The organism is Marinobacterium sp. MBR-109 (assembly GCF_040547565.1).
Lineage (GTDB): Bacteria > Pseudomonadota > Gammaproteobacteria > Pseudomonadales > Balneatricaceae > Marinobacterium.
The window spans coordinates 273,237-291,804 of record NZ_JBEPPZ010000003.1; the positions used below are offsets into that span (position 1 = coordinate 273,237).

General features: G+C 57.1%; 16 protein-coding genes. 10 read left to right on the forward strand and 6 right to left on the reverse strand.

All coding sequences use genetic code 11. The features are described from left to right. Positions 1-40 precede the first annotated feature (40 nt). The 5 genes from hslU to ABIE60_RS06240 form a co-directional block, all read right to left on the reverse strand. Positions 41-1,378, reverse strand: a complete 1,338-nt coding sequence (gene hslU, locus ABIE60_RS06220) for an ATP-dependent protease ATPase subunit HslU (RefSeq protein ID WP_354468576.1) — start codon at positions 1,376-1,378, stop codon at positions 41-43. A gap of 2 nt (positions 1,379-1,380) precedes the next feature. After that, positions 1,381-1,920 carry an ATP-dependent protease subunit HslV gene (gene hslV, locus ABIE60_RS06225; RefSeq protein ID WP_206836964.1) on the reverse strand — a complete coding sequence of 180 codons (540 nt, stop codon included), beginning with the start codon at positions 1,918-1,920 and terminating at the stop codon, positions 1,381-1,383. A gap of 77 nt (positions 1,921-1,997) precedes the next feature. Next, positions 1,998-2,618 (reverse strand): SPOR domain-containing protein, encoded by a 621-nt coding sequence (locus ABIE60_RS06230; protein WP_354468577.1) that lies wholly within the window; start codon positions 2,616-2,618, stop codon positions 1,998-2,000. A gap of 2 nt (positions 2,619-2,620) precedes the next feature. Continuing rightward, positions 2,621-4,378 (reverse strand): arginine--tRNA ligase, encoded by a 1,758-nt coding sequence (argS, locus tag ABIE60_RS06235; RefSeq protein ID WP_354468578.1) that lies wholly within the window; start codon positions 4,376-4,378, stop codon positions 2,621-2,623. 81 nt (positions 4,379-4,459) lie between these two features. Continuing rightward, positions 4,460-6,658 (reverse strand): primosomal protein N', encoded by a 2,199-nt coding sequence (locus ABIE60_RS06240; RefSeq protein ID WP_354468579.1) that lies wholly within the window; start codon positions 6,656-6,658, stop codon positions 4,460-4,462. 256 nt (positions 6,659-6,914) lie between these two features. Here ABIE60_RS06240 and rpmE point away from each other — a divergent pair, with 256 nt between their 5' ends. The 3 genes from rpmE to ABIE60_RS06255 all read left to right on the forward strand — a co-directional run bounded on the left by rpmE (position 6,915) and on the right by ABIE60_RS06255 (position 9,279). Beyond that, a complete protein-coding gene (rpmE, locus tag ABIE60_RS06245) occupies positions 6,915-7,130 on the forward strand; it encodes a 50S ribosomal protein L31 (RefSeq protein WP_091827249.1) in 216 nt (71 codons plus the stop codon). Beyond that, entirely contained in the window at positions 7,114-7,917 is an 804-nt protein-coding gene (locus ABIE60_RS06250; RefSeq protein ID WP_354468580.1) for a thermonuclease family protein, read from the forward strand. The genes rpmE and ABIE60_RS06250 overlap by 17 nt, the downstream gene beginning before the upstream one ends. A gap of 99 nt (positions 7,918-8,016) precedes the next feature. Further along, entirely contained in the window at positions 8,017-9,279 is a 1,263-nt protein-coding gene (locus ABIE60_RS06255; protein ID WP_354468581.1) for a malic enzyme-like NAD(P)-binding protein, read from the forward strand. A gap of 75 nt (positions 9,280-9,354) precedes the next feature. Here the strand turns inward: ABIE60_RS06255 and ABIE60_RS06260 are convergent, their stop codons facing one another. Next, the gene (locus ABIE60_RS06260) at positions 9,355-11,799 is read right to left on the reverse strand and encodes a penicillin-binding protein 1A (protein ID WP_354468582.1); all 2,445 of its coding nucleotides are present in this window, start codon (positions 11,797-11,799) and stop codon (positions 9,355-9,357) included. A 199-nt stretch (positions 11,800-11,998) separates the two neighbouring features. On the opposite strand from ABIE60_RS06260, the gene pilM reads away from it, so the two are divergent. From pilM to aroB, 7 genes are read left to right on the forward strand one after another with little or no spacing between them, the layout of a single operon-like run. Continuing rightward, entirely contained in the window at positions 11,999-13,015 is a 1,017-nt protein-coding gene (gene pilM / locus ABIE60_RS06265; RefSeq protein ID WP_354468646.1) for a type IV pilus assembly protein PilM, read from the forward strand. Positions 13,016-13,033: 18 nt separating this feature from the next. After that, positions 13,034-13,582, forward strand: a complete 549-nt coding sequence (locus ABIE60_RS06270; RefSeq protein WP_354468583.1) for a PilN domain-containing protein — start codon at positions 13,034-13,036, stop codon at positions 13,580-13,582. Beyond that, on the forward strand, positions 13,582-14,187 hold the full coding sequence (locus tag ABIE60_RS06275) for a type IV pilus inner membrane component PilO (RefSeq protein ID WP_354468584.1): 606 nt from the start codon (positions 13,582-13,584) through the stop codon (positions 14,185-14,187). Before ABIE60_RS06270 ends, ABIE60_RS06275 begins: the two co-directional genes overlap by 1 nt. Before the next feature lie 13 nt (positions 14,188-14,200). Then, on the forward strand, positions 14,201-14,731 hold the full coding sequence (locus ABIE60_RS06280; RefSeq protein ID WP_354468585.1) for a pilus assembly protein PilP: 531 nt from the start codon (positions 14,201-14,203) through the stop codon (positions 14,729-14,731). Between the two features lie 5 nt (positions 14,732-14,736). Beyond that, a complete protein-coding gene (locus ABIE60_RS06285) occupies positions 14,737-16,905 on the forward strand; it encodes a type IV pilus secretin PilQ (RefSeq protein WP_502914943.1) in 2,169 nt (722 codons plus the stop codon). Between the two features lie 18 nt (positions 16,906-16,923). Beyond that, on the forward strand, positions 16,924-17,448 hold the full coding sequence (gene aroK, locus ABIE60_RS06290) for a shikimate kinase AroK (protein WP_354468587.1): 525 nt from the start codon (positions 16,924-16,926) through the stop codon (positions 17,446-17,448). A gap of 27 nt (positions 17,449-17,475) precedes the next feature. After that, positions 17,476-18,567 (forward strand): 3-dehydroquinate synthase, encoded by a 1,092-nt coding sequence (gene aroB / locus ABIE60_RS06295; RefSeq protein WP_354468588.1) that lies wholly within the window; start codon positions 17,476-17,478, stop codon positions 18,565-18,567. Position 18,568 lies beyond the last annotated feature (1 nt).

Genomic DNA, 18,568 nt, shown 5'->3' on the forward strand with positions numbered 1-18,568 from the left:
CTCCGGTACGCCGGGGCACTGAGCCCCGGCCGGGTTGTCATCAGAGGATGTAGTGACTCAGATCCTCGTCCTGGCTCAGTTCGCCAAGCTGTTGATCCACATACGCGGCATCGATCAGAACGGTTTCACCCGATTTGTCGGAGGCCATGTAGGACAGCTCATCCAGCAGTCGTTCCATCATGGTGTGCAGACGACGCGCACCGATATTCTCGGTTTTTTCGTTGACCTGGAACGCCAGTTCCGCAATGCGGGCAATGCCGTCTTCACTGAAATCGATGCTGACACCTTCGGTGGCCAGCAGCGCCCTGTACTGCTCGGTCAATGATGCCTTGGGTTCGGTGAGAATGCGACGGAAGTCCTCAGGCGTCAGTGCGTTCAGTTCGACGCGGATCGGCAGGCGGCCCTGCAGCTCGGGGATCAGGTCTGACGGGCGCGCCAGATGGAAGGCACCGGAGGCGATAAACAGAATATGGTCGGTTTTCACCATGCCGTATTTGGTGCTGACGGTGCAGCCCTCGATCAGCGGCAACAGGTCGCGCTGTACGCCTTCGCGTGAGACGTCACCACTGCCGTTGTCGGAGCGCTTGCACACCTTGTCGATCTCGTCGAGGAACACGATACCGTTCTGCTCCACCATCTCGACCGCTTTCTGCTTGGTCTCCTCTTCCTTGACCAGTGCCGCGGCTTCCTCGTCGGTGAGCAGCTTGAACGCTTCCTTGACCTTCAGGCGGCGGCTTTTCTTGCGCTCCTGCCCCAGGTTGGAAAACATGTTCTGCAGCTGGCTGGTCATCTCCTCCATGCCCGGAGGTGCCATAATCTCGACGCCCACCTGCGGCTGAGCCACTTCGACATCGATCTCCTTGTCGTCCAGCTGGCCTTCACGCAGTTTCTTGCGGAATACCTGGCGGGTGGCGCTGTCGGTCTTGCTCGGCTGCGGCTCGTCACCGAAGCCGGTCGGGCGGGCTGGCGGCAGCAGGGCATCCAGAATGCGCTCTTCGGCGGCTTCCTCGGCACGGAAGCGCACCTGCTCCATCGCCTGTTCACGCACCATCTTCACGGCCATCTCGGTCAGGTCGCGCACGATGGTTTCCACATCACGGCCCACGTAGCCGACTTCGGTGAACTTGGTGGCTTCGACCTTGATAAAGGGGGCATTGGCCAGTTTGGCCAGACGGCGGGCGATTTCGGTCTTGCCCACGCCGGTGGGGCCGATCATCAGGATGTTTTTCGGTGTCACTTCCGGCCGCAGTTCTTCATTCAGCTGCATGCGGCGCCAGCGGTTGCGCAGCGCGATGGCGACAGAGCGCTTGGCATCGTCCTGACCAATGATGTGGCGGTTAAGCTCATGCACGATCTCGCGCGGGGTCATGTTGGACATATTCACTTCTCCTCGCGGCTGTTCGCCAGTTGTTCGATGGTCAGGTTGTCATTGGTGAAGACGCAGATGCCGGCCGCAATGTGCAGGCTTTTTTCAACAATCTCACGAGCGCTCAGGTCGGTGTTGTCGACCAGTGCGCGAGCGGCGGCGAGGGCGAAGTTGCCACCGGATCCGATGGCGATAACACCATCCTCCGGCTCGATCACGTCACCGTTGCCGGAGATCAGGTAGGTTTTTTCATGATTGGCGACCAGCATCAGTGCTTCCAGCCGGCGCAGAACCCGGTCGGAACGCCATTCGCGCGCCAGATGAATCACGGCGTTAACAATATTGCCCTGGTGCTTGTCCAGTTGCTGCTCGAACAGGTCGCGCAGGGTGATGGCATCGGCAGTGCCCCCGGCAAAGCCGGTGATGACCTTGTGCTTGGCCAGCATGTTGACCTTGCGGGCACTGCCTTTCATTACGGTATTGCCAAGCGAAACCTGACCGTCACCGCCGACCACAACCTGATCGCCACGGCGTACTGATACTATCGTTGTCATAACAGAAAAAATCCTTCAGCCCGATAATTGAAAGAGATATGGATGCATGCGGGCGGATTTCAAGGGGGAAGCCCGGATCAGTCGATCCGGACTTCCATGGGAATGATGCGCAGCTTGCCGAGCCGGTTGCTGGCCTGATTCATGGCAGTACGGTTATCAAACGGCCCGATGCGCACTCGATACCAGGTGCCATTGCTGCCTTCGCTGCGGTCGGTACGCACACCCGGCAGACCTTCAAGGATCAGCCGGGCCCGCATCCGCTCGGCATCGGCCGGGTCGCGGAAGGAGCCGGCCTGGAGCATATAACGATGCTCCATGATGGCGTCTTTGGGTGTGGACTTGTAGGCCTCAACCTTGGGCGCCACAATTTCAGCCTTGGGCAGTTTCTCGTAAAACTCGAAACGGCTTTCCTTCGGCTCGACCACTGGTATTGGCTCAGTTTTTACGGCCGGCTTGACGGGTGCCGGCTGCACCGCTTTTGCCGTCGGTTCGGTTGCCGGTGCGGTAGCATCCGGAGGCGTATTCAGCAGGAAGTACAGCAGATAAGCCAGACCGGTTACCACCGCCAGAGTGACCAGCGTCAGGCCCAGGGGCAGACGTCGAGGCGGGGGAGCACGTCGCGGTGCCGACTGACGTGCCGGCTTGCGACTGGCACTGCTGCCGCTGCGACGTTTCTGGCCGTAGTCCTGTTTTGCCATGCTTACATCTGCTCCGGTGCGGATACGCCCAGCAGCTTCAGGCCGTTGGAAAGCGTCTGACGCACGGCAACACTCAGCGTCAGACGGGCGTTGCGCAGCTCGGTGTCATCGATGATCAGCTTGTGGCCGTTGTACCAGGTGTGGAAGTCACCCGCCAGATCACGCAGGTAGTTGGCCAATACGTGGGGCTCGAAGTTGATCGCGGCGTGCTGCAGGGTTTCCGGGTACTTGCCCAGCTGCATGACAAGGTCCTTTTCGGTTTCGCTCTCCAGTCGCTCCAGCGCGGCCAAGCCGGCGGCCTGATCCCAGGCCATGCCTTCGCTTTCCAGCTTGCGCAGTACCGAGCAGACACGGGCATGGGCGTACTGAATGTAGTACACCGGGTTGTCCTTGGATTCGGATTTGGCCAGTTCCAGATCGAAATCCATGTGCTGATCGGCCTTGCGGGTTACATAGAAGAAGCGGCAGGCATCGTTGCCCACTTCATTGCGCAGCTCGCGCAGGGTCACGAAAGAGCCGGAGCGGGTCGACATCTGTACACGCTCGCTGCCACGGTAGAGGATGGCGAACTGCACCAGTTTGACCACCAGCTTTTCGGGATCGTATCCCAGCGCCTGAATGGCCGCCTTGACGCGGGTGATGTAGCCGTGATGATCGGCGCCCCAGATATTGACCACCTGATCAAAGCCGCGCTCGAACTTGTTCATGTGGTAGGCGATATCGGACGCGAAGTAGGTGGTCTGACCATTGGCGCGCTTGACCACGCGGTCCTTGTCGTCGCCGAAATCGGTGGAGCGGAACCAGAGGTTGCCCTCCTGCTCATACAGATAGCCCCGCGCTTCCAGTTGCTCCAGTGCGCGTTCAACATCGCCGCTGTGGGTCAGAGATCGCTCGGAGAACCAGACCTGATAATCAACACCGAATTCGGACAGATCCTCACGAATATCACCCAGAATGGCGTCAAGACCGGCGTTGAAGACATGCTCGTAGTCATCAGCCAGCATCTGCTGGGCGCGCTCGATCAGGGCATCGATATGCAGTTCCTTGTCGCCACCGGCAGGCTCATCGGCAATGATGTCGAAGAACAGCTCGGCAACGGGGACGTTGAAGCGATCGCCATGTGCTTTCAACAGATCATGGGCGATATCGCGGATGTAGAAGCCCTGGTAGCCGTTGCTGGGGAAGGTCAGTTCCTGATCGTTCAGTTCCAGATAGCGCAGCCAGACGCTGACCGCGAGGATGTTCATCTGGCGACCGGCATCGTTGACATAGTATTCGCGTTCAACCTCGATACCTGCCGCTTCCAGCAGGTCGGCTACGGTGGCACCGTAGGCCGCGCCGCGCCCGTGGCCTACGTGCAGCGGGCCGGTTGGGTTGGCGGACACAAACTCCACCTGCATGCGCGGGCCTGAGTCGGGAGTACCGCGACCGAACGCGTCGCCCTGCGCAAGAATGTCACCCACGACGGTGAAGATGGATGCCTGGCTGACAAAGAAGTTAATGAACCCCGGGCCTGCAATCTCGGTTTTCTCTACATTGGAGGAGGTCGGCAGGGCGTCACAGATCTGCTGTGCCAGCTCACGCGGGTTGCGTCGGGCGGGCTTGGCCAGAGTCAGGGCGATGTTGCTGGCGAAGTCACCGTGCGACTTGTCGCGGGTGTTCTCCACCTGAATGCTCGGAGCGATATCGGCCGGCAGGGTGCCGTCAGCTTTCAGGGAGGCAAGTGCCGTTTCGATCAACTGGGCAATCTGTTCTTTCATTGGGGTACTCTGGCTGGATTCGAAGATCAGAATGATGCAATAAACCGAGTATTATACGGCCTCGCTGTGGTCAATTGCCAATCAGTAACTGTCAATGGGATCTACGTCGATACTCCAGCGTATCCGGCGTGCCTCAGGGTGCTCCTGCATCATCGAACTGAGCAGGGGCAGTACATGTTGCAGCGCGGGACGGTGCGGGCTTTGCAACAGCATCTGGGCGCGGAACAGACCTGCACGCTTTTCCATTACCGCAGGGAAGGGGCCGATGCACTGCACGCCCTGGGGCAGCAGCTGTTGCTGTTGAGCGAGTTCACGCAAGCTGATCAGAAAGCTCTCGGCCAGCCCCTGTCGGTTGGCTTCGGCACGGAGCAGGGCGTGATGGGAAAAGGGCGGCAGATAACCGGCATGCCGCAGCTGTAATTCCTCGCTGGCAAAGGCCTCATAGCCGGCGTGTACCAGCGTGTTGAGCATCGGATGCTCCGCATGCAGGGTTTGCAGCAGCACTTCACCGGGGTGATCAGCACGACCGGCACGACCGGCGACCTGCAGAATCAACTGGGCCGTTTTTTCCATGCCGCGAAAGTCCGCACTGAACAGGCCAGCATCCGCATCCAGCACTGCCACCAGCGTTACCCTGGGGAAATGATGCCCTTTGGCCAGCATCTGGGTACCCACGAGAATACAGGGAGCGCCACTGTGCACCTGCTGCATGATTCGTTCCAGCGCGTGCTTGCGCTGAGTGCTGTCGCGATCGACCCGCAATACGGGGGTGTCAGGAAAGTGTGCCTGCAGGCGGTCTTCTACCCTCTCGGTGCCGCTGCCGGCGGGTCGCAGCTGGTTGCTGCCGCACTGAGCGCAAGAGCGTGGAATGGGTGTCTGACGATCGCAGTGATGGCAATGCAGGTGGGGGGGCTGACGGTGCAGGGTCATGCGCGCATCGCAGCGGGTACAGTCGACCGGAGTACCACAGTCGTGGCAGATCAACGCCGGTGAGAAGCCGCGTCGGTTCAGGAACAGCAACACCTGAGTGCCCTGATCAAGATGTGATCGGATCTGGCTGATCAACGCTGCCGAGAGACCGGCGTCCAGCGTCTGCTGTCGAATGTCCAGCAGTTTGAATACGGGAGGGGTGGCATTGCCGGCGCGATGGGTCAGGTGCAGATGCTGATAGCGACCACTGCGTGCATTCTGCAGGCTCTCCAGTGACGGAGTGGCGCTGCCCAGTACAACGGGGATCTTGAGCTGATTGGCGCGGAAAATCGCCAGATCGCGGGCATGGTAGCGAAATCCGTCCTGCTGCTTGAACGAGCTGTCATGCTCTTCGTCCACAATGATCAGGCCGGGACGGCTCAGGGGCGTGAAAATGGCTGAACGCGTACCGATCAGAATGCGGGCGCTGCCTTCATCTGCCCAGAGCCAGGCATCCAGGCGCTGGCGGTCGGTCATGCCGGAGTGCAGTGCCAGTACCGGCACCCGAAAACGTGCCTTGAAGCGGGACAGTGTCTGTGGCGTCAGGCCGATCTCGGGTACCAGTACCAGTGCCTGCTGGCCGCGCTCAAGGCAGGACTGAATCGCCTGCAGATAGACCTCGGTCTTGCCTGAGCCGGTGACGCCCTCAAGCAACAGAGGGCTGAAACCCTGTGCCGCTCGAATGGCCTCAACCGCCTGTGCCTGCTCATCATGCAGTGTCAGTGGTGCCTCACGGATAACTCCCTCAGTGAGATCGGCATGGCGCAGGTCGGGGTGGCGTTCGAGCGACTGTGCCAGCCCCTTCTGCTGCAGTGATTTGAGCAGCGCCGGGTCACCGCCCTCGGCACGCAGGGCGTCCGTGCTGATGCCGCCGGGATGCTCCAGCAGCAGCTGCAGCAACTCTCGCTGACGGAATGCACGTGTGCTGACAGCCTCCAGTGTTGCACCGGGTGCGGCGTGCCACAGTGTCTGGTGCGCAAAACGTGCAGGCTGTCCCTGGCGCAGCAGTACCGGCAGGGCCTGTTGCAGTGCATCGCCAAGAGGATGCTGATAGTAGCCGGCGGCCCAGCGTGTCAGCGCAAACAGGTCATCACTGAATACCGGAGTCTGATCCAGCACCTCGCTGACCGGTTTGAGCTTGTGGAGCGGGAACTCGCTGGTGTTCTCGATCGAGACCAGAATGCCAATCGCTTCGCGCCGACCGAACGGGACCCGTACCCGGCAACCCGGCTGGGCGCAGGCTCCGCTCAGGGGCGGTCGGTAGTCGAACAGCCGGTGCAGAGGCGTTGGAATGGCGACGCGGTAGATCAAGATCGGGGCCCTGTCAGTGAATGGTGTTGATCAGCAATGCTGTGGCCCCGAGTCTAGGGCTTTTGAGCGTTACAGGGAATGGTTGAACGGCGCGCGCGAATTGGCTTGCTCGCAGCGGGTGGGCTGCGTATAATTTCGCGCCTTAACTGTAAGCATCGCGGTGCTCTGTTATTGGAGCGCTGACTATTAAATGTGCGGTGCCTGGCGTCAATGAATACGACCGGGTGGCGGCACGCCAATTTTATCGAGGTTCAAGATGAAAGCTGGTATCCATCCGGAATACAACGAAGTTACCATCACCTGCTCTTGCGGCAACGTGATGAACACCCGCTCTACCATGGGTCAGGACATGCTGGTCGACGTGTGCAGCCAGTGCCACCCGTTCTACACCGGCAAGCAGAAGGAAGCGACTTCCGGCGGCCGTGTTGACCGTTTCAAGAAGCGTTTCGGTGGTCGTGGCTTCAAGTCTTAATCGACTGCGCCAGCGCACATCAAAAAAGGCACTCCATGTGGGTGCCTTTTTTGTATCCGCGTTTTGGCTTCTGTTGTCTCCTGCGGCCTGGGCGCAATGCCCGCTGCTGCCGGGTGGCTTTGATGCCGAAGTCGTGCACGTATACGACGGAGATACCGTCCGTCTGAAGTCAGGGCAGCGGGTGCGGCTGATCGGGATTGATACACCTGAAATCGGGCGCGACGGGCGCCCTGATCAGCCCGGTGCGCGTGAGGCGGGTCGTTGGCTTGAGCGGCGCGTAAAGGGTCAGCAGGTCTACCTCCTGCCCGGGGTTGAGCGTCAGGACCGCTATGGCCGGTTGCTGGCACACCTGTATTGGCGCGATGAGCTGATAGCGGAAAAAATGCTGCAGCAGGGGCTGGGCTTTGCTCTGGCCGTGGGTGCCAATACCCGCCTTGCCGAGTGCCTGTTCAGTGCGGAAGCCCCTGCGCGTATTGTTTCTGAAGGTGTGTGGCAGCGTGCACCCCGTGCTGCAATGGAAATTGATAAATCCGGTTTTGCACTGGTCAGTGGGCGTATCAGTCGAATCACTCAAGCCCGTGCCGGTTACTACATCGATCTGGATGATCATCTGGCCCTGTTTCTGCCGGAAGCGCTTGGGATGGATCATGCTCAGATGCAGGTGGGGAAGCGGATCGAAGCGCGTGGCTGGGTACAGGATCGCCTGCAACGGCAGAGCCGATTGCGCCATGGTCAACAGCGCTGGTTGCTCAGAATTACCGCAGAACAGCACCTGCAGGCCGACTGAAGTCTATATTCGCATCGCCTAAAGTGCGGTTGTTGTCTATATGGCTTTTATATATGATGCAAGACCGTCTATTTACAACCTTAGTTGGAAACAGCAACCATGTCTCAAGATTTCAAACAAGCCGCCCTCGATTACCACGAGTTTCCTCGTCCGGGTAAGATCAGTGTAGAGCTTACCACCTCCGCTGAGACTTCCCGCGACCTTTCTCTGGCCTACTCTCCGGGTGTGGCTGAGCCCGTGCGTGAAATCGCGAAGGATCCTGATGCGGCTTACCGTTACACCGCCAAAGGCAACCTGGTTGCTGTTATCTCCAACGGTACCGCGATCCTGGGTCTGGGTGACCTGGGGCCGCTGGCGTCCAAGCCGGTCATGGAAGGCAAGGCGCTGTTGTTCAAGCGTTTTGCCGGTATTGACTCCATCGATATCGAAGTCGATGCAGAAAGCCCGCAGGCGTTCATCGACACTGTTGCGCGTATTGCTGAAACATTCGGTGGCATCAACCTGGAAGATATCAAGGCGCCGGAGTGCTTCGAGATCGAGCGTGTTCTGATCGAACGCTGCAAGATTCCGGTCTTTCATGACGATCAGCACGGTACGGCCATCGTAACGGCTGCCGGCATGATCAACGCACTGGAGCTGGCCGGCAAGAAACTGGCCGATGCGCAGATCGTGTGTCTGGGTGCCGGTGCTGCTGCCAGTGCCTGCATGAAGCTGCTGATCAATATGGGCGCCAAGGTCGAAAACATCTACATGATCGACCGTAAGGGCGTTATTCACTCGGGTCGTGATGATCTGACTCCGGAAAAGGCCGCATTCGCGACCGAGACCGACAAGCGCACGCTGGAAGATGCCATCACCGGCGCTGACGTATTTGTAGGTCTGTCTGGTCCGGACCTGTTGTCACCGGAAAACCTGCTGAAGATGGCTGACAACCCGATCGTCTTCGCCTGTGCCAACCCTGATCCTGAAATCAAGCCGGATCTGGCACGCGCGACTCGCTCTGACGTGATCATGGCAACCGGTCGCTCCGACTATCCGAACCAGGTGAACAACGTGCTGGGCTTCCCGTTCATCTTCCGCGGTGCGCTGGATGTGCGTGCAACTGCCATCAATGAAGAGATGAAGGCGGCGGCCGTGCGTGCACTGGCTGATCTGGCCAAGCAGCCGGTTCCGCAGGAAGTGCTGAATGCCTACAACCTGATGGAGATGGAATTCGGCCGTGAGTATATCCTGCCGAAGGCGACTGACCCGCGTCTGCTGGGTGCAATCTCCAATGCGGTTGCCCAGGCAGCTGTCGACACAGGTGTTGCACGTCTGCCGATGCCCTCGCACTACCCGATTCAGAGCGTGAAAGACATCTGATCACGGACTGAAATACGGACATAAAAAAACCGCCAGCTGGCGGTTTTTTTATGTCCGGTGCAAGAGTTGATTATGCTAGTAGCCGAAAATGGCTTCGGTTGGTGGTGCCTGCATCTGCTGCTCAGGGCTGCGGGCGGTTTCTGAGGGGACATCTTCGGTGCGGAAGTATTCGCTGATGGCATTGTTCTGACCGGGCCAGGCGCGCAGGCCGCTGGCCGGGTCTATGGCGATACGTACCACACCTTCAGGCGCCGCAGGAGGGCGATCGGGCAATCCGGCCAGTGCCTCTTCCATGTAGTCGATCCAGATCGGAAGGGCGGTGCTGCTGCCGTACTCGCCTCGTCCAAGAGGAGAGGGCTGGTCAAAGCCAACCCATACCGTTGTCACCAGATCGGGGCTGAAACCGCTGAACCATGTGTCTTTCTGTTCATTGGTGGTGCCGGTTTTGCCTGCCAGATCCGAGCGTTCCAGGACGCGAGCTCGCGTGCCGGTGCCCCGTGTAATAACGTCGCGCATCACATCGTAGATCAGGAAGGCGTTGCGCTCGCTGATGATGCGAGGAGCGGCCTGTGGCTGTATATCGGTTTCAAGCAGCTGGGCGGTGTCCATCGTGTTGGCGGATGCAGTGCTGATATTCTCTGTCTGTTCATTGGTTTCAGTCATCAGGCAGTCGCGGCATACCTGCAGCGGATTGGCCTGCTCCAGCGTTTCACCCTCCGCATTCTCAATCCGACTGATCAGGTAGGGCTCGACCAGGTAGCCGCCATTGGCAAAGGCTGCATAGCCGCGCGCAATCTGCAGTGGGGTGGCGCTGGCGCTGCCGAGCGAGAGCGACAGGTTGGCCGGCAGTTTGTCGGGCTCGAAGCCGAACCTGAGCATGTATTCGCGTGCCTGCTCGATACCCAGTGATCGCATGATGCGAATGGATACCAGGTTGCGAGACCGATACAGGGCTTCTCGCAGGCGCATGGGGCCATTGAACTGGCCGTTGTCATTTTCGGGGCGCCAGTTACCCTCAAGGCTGACATCGTGGAACACGATGGGGGCGTCATTGATGATGGAAGCCGGCGTGAAGCCGTTCTCGAGCGCGGCTGTATACAGGAAGGGCTTGATGCTGGAACCCGGCTGACGGTAGGCCTGAATCGCGCGATTGAACTTGTTGTGATAGAAGCTGAAGCCGCCAACCAGTGAACGTATGGCGCCATCCTGAGGGTTCAGGGCAACCAGAGCACCCTGCACCTGCGGCATTTGGGTCAGGCGCAACTTGCCGTCGGCATCGGGCATCACGCGGATGATATCTCCCGCCGAAAGCACCTCTGTTGCATTTTTTGGGGCAGGGCCTGTCCAGTGTACGCTGCGGAAAGGACGTGCCCATTTGATGCCGTCCCACTCCAGCTCGGCCGGCTCACCGCTGCGCAACAGCAATTGAGCGGAGTTGTCCGTTACAGATTTGACCAGTGCTGGCTGCAAGCCGGCAAAGGCGGGGTACTGGCGCAGCTGGTTAATCTGGTCGGCTTCGCTGGTCAAGCTTTCCATATCAAGACTGGCTTCAGCGCCATGGTAGCCGTGGCGGTCCGTGTAGGCGAGCAGGCCGCGGCGCAGAGCGTCAATGGCTTCCTGCTGCTGATGGCTGTATACGGTTGTCCAGACACGATATCCATCGGTATAGAGCGCCTCGCCATAACGCTCGAACAGTTGCTGGCGCACCATCTCGGCAATGTAGGGGGCATCCAACTCGATATCGCTGCGGTGGTAGCGCGCATTGTCTACAAAGGCGATGGCTTCGGCATGGCGTATGCTGTCGATATACCCCAGCTCAAGCATTCGTCCAAGAATCCAGTCGCGCCGTGTGGTTGCACGGGAGGGGTTTGTGATCGGGTTGAAGGCTGAGGGCGCCTTGGGCAGGCCGGCAATCATGGCAAGTTGGGCCAGGTTGAGCTGATCAATACTTGAGCCATAGTAAGTGTTGGCGGCCGCTTCGATGCCGTAGGCGCGGTGCCCCAGATAAATCTGGTTTACATAGAGCGCCATGATCTCCTGCTTGCTGAGCTTGGTTTCGATCTGCAGAGCCAGTAGAATCTCGATAAACTTGCGTTTGAATGTCTGTTCGCGAGTGAGGAAGAAGTTTTTCGCCACCTGCATGGTGATGGTCGAACCGCCGCTCTGGATGGAACCGGTTGAGGCCAACTGAAAGGCGGCCCGGCTCAGGCCCTTGATGTCGATGCCGAAGTGCTCAAAAAAGCGTGCGTCTTCAGCGGCCTGCAGTGCGTGAACAAAGTCGGTCGGGATCTGTTCGTAGCTGACCGGTACGCGTTTCTTCTCGCCGAATTCGGCGATCAGCTTGTCGTCGGCTGAGAAGATCCGCAGCGGTGTTTGAAACTTTACGTCGCGTAAAGTTTGCACATCCGGTAATTGCGGGCTGAAATAGTAGTAGACCCCCGCAAGTGCGGCGGCGCCAAGAAAGACGCCGATCAGCGACAGGGTGAGAAACCATTTGAACAGGCGGCTTAAAATTCGCATGCTAACCTTAGAAAAATGCGGTAAAAAAATAGAGCTGGGTCATTATATAGGTGTATGCCAGCTGGTCTACAGTAAACGGACAGTTTAAATTGTGCCCGAATCAGGCTACATTGTGAGCGTTTGCGGGACTTCACCTGATTGATATAAGGAAAATGTCGTGCTCAGCTTCTTAAAGCAAAAATCTGCTGGCTGGGTGGGAGTGGATATCGGGTCCTCTTCTGTCAAGTTGGTAGCACTCACAAAACATGGACAGTCATATCAGATTGAAGGCTATGCTATAGCACCGTTGCCTCCGACGGCGGTCGTAGATGGCAACGTGGAGATCCCTCCCGAGGTTTCGGACGCAATTGAGCGGGGTCTCAAGATGTGCGGCATCAAATTGACCCATGCCGTTACCGCTGTCCCTTCCTCTGCCGTTATTACCAAACGTCTTGAAATCAGCAATGCATTCGCCGGTCTGGATCTTGAAGACCAGGTGCAGGTCGAAGCCGACCAGTTCATTCCCTACCCGCTTGACGAAGTTGCACTGGACTTCGAAGTGCTTGGGCCGGTTGAAAAGGCCCCGGAGCTGAATGAAATCCTTCTGGTGGCCTGTCGCCGTGATGACGTGGACAGCCGCGAAGATGCGATTAACGGCTCGGGCCTGAAGTGCGAAGTGGTTGATATCGACACCTATGCCATTGAACGCACCTTGCCTCTGCTGGAAGGGGAAACAGACCCGAGTGCCGTGATAGGGGTGGTCGATATCGGTGCGGCTACGCTGACGCTCAACGTATTCCGTGGCAACCGCATCATCTACAATCGCGAACAGGCGTTTGGTGGCAATGACCTGACCAATATGATCCACCAGCACAAGGGCATTGAAGTGGCGGAAGTGGAGCGGCTGCTCAGTGGTGGTGATCTGGACAGCGCAACCATGGAAATGCTGGTTTTGCCGTTCCGTCAGAGCGTGGTACAACAGGTGTCACGTGCGCTGCAGTTCTATTACTCTTCCGGCTCTCAGGGTCAGTTGGGTAAGCTTTACCTGGCAGGCGGAACTTCAGGGCTGGATGGTCTGGCCGAAATGATTGAAGAAGAGATCGGTGTGACAACACAGGTTGCCAACCCCTTCGAAACCATGCAAATCGGACCAAGAATCAACACGGCGCGACTGGAAAAGGATGCCCCAACTCTGTTGAAGGCATGTGGGCTGGCTCAACGAAGCTTCGAAATTTAGGGATCACAGGGATTATGTATGGCGCGTATTAACCTAAGACCCTGGCGCGAAGAGCGCAACGAAAGGCTGCAGAAGCGCTTTATCGGCAATATGGTCGGTGCAGCGCTGCTCGGTGTGGTTGTCGTGCTGGGTGTCAGTTACTACTACGATCTTCAGGCTGACCGGCAGGACGCGCGTAACAGCTACCTCCGAGCCGAGATCGTGAAGCTGGACCAGAAAATCAAGGAAATTGAAGAACTTCGTGCCAAGCGTGAGCGCCTGCTGGAACGTCTCAATGCGATTCAGCAATTGCAGGGCAACCGTCCGGTTATTGTACGAAACTTCGATGAAATGGTCCGTGTGCTGCCTGACGGTATCTACTACCAGAGCCTTGTTCGTCGAGGTGAGACAATTACCATCGATGGACTTGCTGATGATAACAATGATGTATCCTCTTTGATGCGTCGTCTGGACGGGTCAATCTGGTTCAGTGAGCCTGACCTGAGCCGAGTCGACAAGTCTGAAGGGTTGAAGCGCTTCAACATGAAAGCGGGTATGACCCGTCCGAAAGCGGAGGAGGCCAACTGATGGAAATGAACGGTCTCAAAAAAGCCTTTCAGGGTTTTGACTTCAACAATGTTGATGTCAATCAGGCCGGTAACTGGCCCATCGGCATCAAGGTGATCGTCTATCTTCTTGTGTTTGCCATTATTGTGGGTGCCGGTGTTCACTTCCTGATCAAGGACAAGCATGCTGCCGTTGAGCGTGAAATCACCAAAGAGCAGGAGCTGAAGCAGGAATACCAGCGCAAGGCGTTTCAGGTTGCCAGTCTTGATGCGCTGCGAAAGCAGATGGCAGATGTGGAAGGTCGGTTTGCCGAGTTGCTGAAGCAGCTTCCGACCGACAAGGAAGTGCCTGGTCTGCTGGAAGACATTACCGAAATCGGGCGTTCAGCGGGCCTGGAATTTGACCTGATCGCTTTACAGCCTGAAAAGCGCGAACAGTTCTACGTCGAGTTGCCCATACGCATCCTGGTGCGTGGCAACTACCATCAGATGGGTGAGTTTGTCAGTGGTGTGGCCGCAATCAAGCGTATTGTGACGCTGCATGACTTCTCGCTCCAGCCCGGCGGAGATAACAGTTTGACCATGGAAATCAGCGCGAAGACTTACCGCTATGATGATACAAAATAAGGAAAGACAGGGAATGCGTCTCGGGCTGGCACTGTTGCTGCTGCTGCCTTTATCAGGTTGTATCTGGGTGGATGACACCGAAGACCTGAAACGCTACACCCGTGAGCAGCAAGCCAAGCCCAGTGGCAAGGTTGAGCCTCTGCCGACCTTCAAGCCCTATGAGAGCTTTGTGTATGAGGGGGCAAGTCTGCGAGATCCCTTCCGGCCTCTCATCCGAAACGATGGCTCTGATCGAGACTTCACCGCTGAAGACAACCTTATTCCTGATACCGAGCGGCCCAAGGAATATCTGGAAGACTTCTCGGTCGATCAGCTGACGATGGTGGGCACCATCACCGCGCCGGGCAGCGAGGCGCTGTGGGCCTTGATCAAGGACCCTAACAATGAGGTTCACCGCGTTGCAACTGGCAACTACCTCGGCAACGACTATGGTGAAATCGTCTCGGTTAACGAGCGCAGGCTGGAAATTGTAGAAATTATCTCCAACGGACGAGGCGGTTGGATGAAACGTCCCCGTACTCTGAATATTGAAGAGCAGGATTGATAAGGATGCAGACCGTGAATACATACAGACGGACCGAAACCCACCGGATGCAGCCCGGACGCCAGACTCGCTTCTGGCTCCTGCTGAGTATGCTGGCGCTGGCCCTTATCGGGCGTACGGCAGCGGCCCAGGATGCAGCGCTGCAGAACGCCTCCTTCGTCTCTCTGCCCGGCAAGAAGGTAGAAGTACGGCTCGACTTTGATGTGCCGCCACCGGTACCCAAGGCCTACATGATCGAAAGCCCGCCTCGTCTGGTGATGGATTTTTGGGGCGCGCGCAATGAGATGGCCAGCAAGACGCTGTCGGTCAAATCCGGTGACGTTGATAGTCTGCATTTTGCCGAAGCCAACGGCCGGCTGCGGATTGTCACAAACCTGACAGGGTCGGCAGGCTATAAAACCTACACCGAAAACAACAGCCTGTTTATCGAGCTGGGTGGTCAGAGTGCAGACACCGTACGTGGAACCAGTGCACCAGCAATTGCTGCCGCGCCTGCAGCTGTGCCGCGTGAAGGTGCGCGCATGCCGGCAGCGGCCGATGATCGTACCCGTGTGCGCGGTATCGACTTTCAGCGTATCGATGGCAACCGTGGCCGGGTAACCATCGATTTGACAGACTCGCAGGCAGGTCTTGATATCGTTGAAGAAGGCAATAACGTTGTTATCAACCTGCTGGGTGCTGGCCTGTCAGATGCGCTTGAGCAGCGCCTGGACGTGCAGGACTTTGCTACCCCGGTGCTGTTCATCGATTCCATGGTACAGGGCGAGAATGCCACGATCCTGATCAAGCCTTCAGCTGAGCCGTACGACTATATGGCCTATCAGAGCGGCAATCAGCTGGTGGTGGACTTTAAGCCTCTGACCCGCCAGGAACGGGAAGATCAGCGGAACCTGTTCCCTTATACCGGTGAAAAGATCGACCTGAATTTCCAGAATGTTGAAATTCGTACCGTGTTGCAGATCATTGCTGAAGTTGCCGAGAAAAACCTGGTGGTCAGCGATAATGTTCAGGGCACCATCACTCTGCGCCTGAAGAACGTACCCTGGGATCAGGCGCTGGATATCGTGCTGAAGACCAAGGGGCTGGACAAGCGCGAGGCGGGTAATGTGCTGCTAGTGGGTACTGCAACAGAAATCTCTGAGCGTGAAGCGCTGGAGATGCAGAGTCAGCAACAGGAGAAGGAGCTTGCGCCGTTGGTGACCGACTTTATTCAGATCGATTACCGCAAGGCGTCTGATATCCGGACGCGGATCGAGGAAGCCAAAATGGTTTCAGAGCGCGGCTTTATCCTCGCTGATGACGAAACCAACACTTTGATGGTACGTGAAACCTCCAGGCAGCTTGAAGAGATCAGAAATACAATCAAACGCTTTGATCTGGAAGTGCCGCAGGTATTGATTCAGGCACGATTGGTGACGGCTACCACTGATTTTGCAAAGAATATCGGTGTGCGGTGGGGCTTTTCTGACAGAAATACAAGAGGAGGGGGCTGGACAGTAGGTTCAGGTGCTTTAAATCCAACGCAAGGGGATGGTGGTATTGTTGACAGTGGAGCAAGGGACTCAGTAGGCCGACAGAATCAGAATTTGCAGGTCGATTTGGGCGTGCCGGATGCAGTTGGTTCCTTGGCCATCGGTTTCATCAGCAACAACTTCCTTCTCAGCGCTGAGTTATCTGCCCTGGAAAGTGATGGACGTGGCGAAATAATATCGCAGCCCAAGGTCATTACGACTAATGGCAAGAAGGCTACTATAAAGTCAGGTCAGGAAATACCGGTTTTGGAGCGTGACGATGACACCAATCAGATTGATGTCGCTGAATGGAAAGAAGTCGTACTCAAGCTGGATGTTACTCCACAGTTGATTCCGGGCGATAAGGTCCAGCTGGAAATTGATATCGCGGATGACAAACTGGGTGAGGTGTACGATGAGCTGGGTAACCGAATCATCAATACGCGTAACTTGATGACCTCTGTAGTCGTTAATGATGGAGAGACGGTTGTGCTGGGTGGGGTTTTTGAACAGCAAACCTTGGACAGCGTTGAAAAAGTGCCCTTCTTTGGTGACTTGCCGCTGATCGGAGCTGCTTTCCGTAACAAGATTAGCAGCAGTGAGAAAACAGAACTCCTGATTTTCATCACTCCACAGATGATCCGTGAGTCGCTCAGACGATAAGAACAGAGCTGTAAAAATTTGAACGTTTTCCTAATTGGCCCTATGGGTGCTGGCAAAAGCACCATAGGGCGTTTGCTTTCTCAGGAGCTTGGACTGGAATTTCACGACTCTGACCGTGAGATCGAAGCGCGCTCCGGAACCAATATTCCGTGGATTTTCGATGTGGAAGGCGAAGAGGGCTTTCGTCAGCGTGAAGAAACGGCTATCGATGAACTAAGTCAGCTGGATAATATCGTCCTTGCTACCGGAGGCGGTGCGGTGCTGCGTGAGGCCAATCGTCGCAACTTGCAGAGCCGGGGGACGGTTGTCTACCTGCAGACCTCAATTGAACAGCAACTGGAGCGCACGGCAAAGGACCGCAACCGTCCTTTGTTACAGACGGAAAATCCGCGAGCCGTACTGGAACAGTTGATCGAACAGCGCGACCCGCTTTACCGGGATTGCTGCGATCTGTTGATTCGTACCGATCGGCGCCACCCGCGTGGCGTGGTAAATGATATTATTCGTTTCCTGAAGCGACAGCAGCCGCTGAAAAAAATCTGATTCAACCTGTTTCCGGAGACTGTTTTCATGCAGACATTGACGGTCGACCTTGGCGTCCGCAGCTACCCCATCTTTATCGGCCAGGGTCTGTTGCAGCAAAACCTGCTGCAGTCATATGTGAAAGGTCGTCAGGTGATGGTGGTCAGCAATGAAACTGTTGCGCCGCTTTACCTTGATGCACTGCTGCAACAGTTTCCTGACAAGCAGGTGGATAGCGTGATTCTGCCGGATGGTGAAGCCTACAAGGACCTGCAGCACGTCAATCTGATCTTCGATGCGTTGCTGGAGAAGCGGCATAACCGCACCACTACGCTGGTTGCGCTGGGTGGTGGTGTCGTTGGCGATATGACCGGTTTTGCGGCGGCCAGTTATCAGCGAGGCGTTAATTTTATCCAGGCACCCACGACACTGCTGTCACAGGTCGACTCATCGGTTGGTGGCAAGACGGGTGTGAATCATCCGCTGGGCAAAAACATGATCGGTGCCTTTCATCAGCCACAGGCGGTGCTTGCGGCAACTGATGTGCTCAACAGTCTGCCTGAGCGTGAGTTGTCTGCCGGTCTGGCTGAGGTGATCAAGTACGGCTTGATTCATGACGCCGCATTTCTTGACTGGCTGGAGTCATCCATGCAGGCGCTGCGAGCACGGGACCCTGAAGCGCTCGCTTATGCCATCTATCGCTCATGTGAAATCAAGGCTGAGATCGTGGCACAGGACGAGCGAGAGTCAGGCGTGAGGGCGTTGTTGAATCTTGGCCATACCTTTGGTCACGCAATCGAGACTGATCAGGGGTATGGCAGTTGGCTGCACGGTGAAGCGGTTGGTGCAGGGATGCTGATGGCAGCCAACCTTTCTGCCCGACTGGGTTGGTTGAATTCGGCCGAGCTGGCACGCATAGAGCGTATTCTGCTGGCGGCAGGGCTGCCTGTTGCGCCGCCTGAAACGATGAGCAGTGCGCGGTTTATGGAACTGATGTCGGTAGACAAGAAGGTTATCGACGGCAGCCTGCGGCTTGTTCTGCTTAAGCGCATTGGGCAGGGCGTTGTTACGGCTGATTTCCCATCGGAAAAACTCGAACACACCCTGATCTGTGGCCAGTCCCTGGGGCAGATCGGATAAC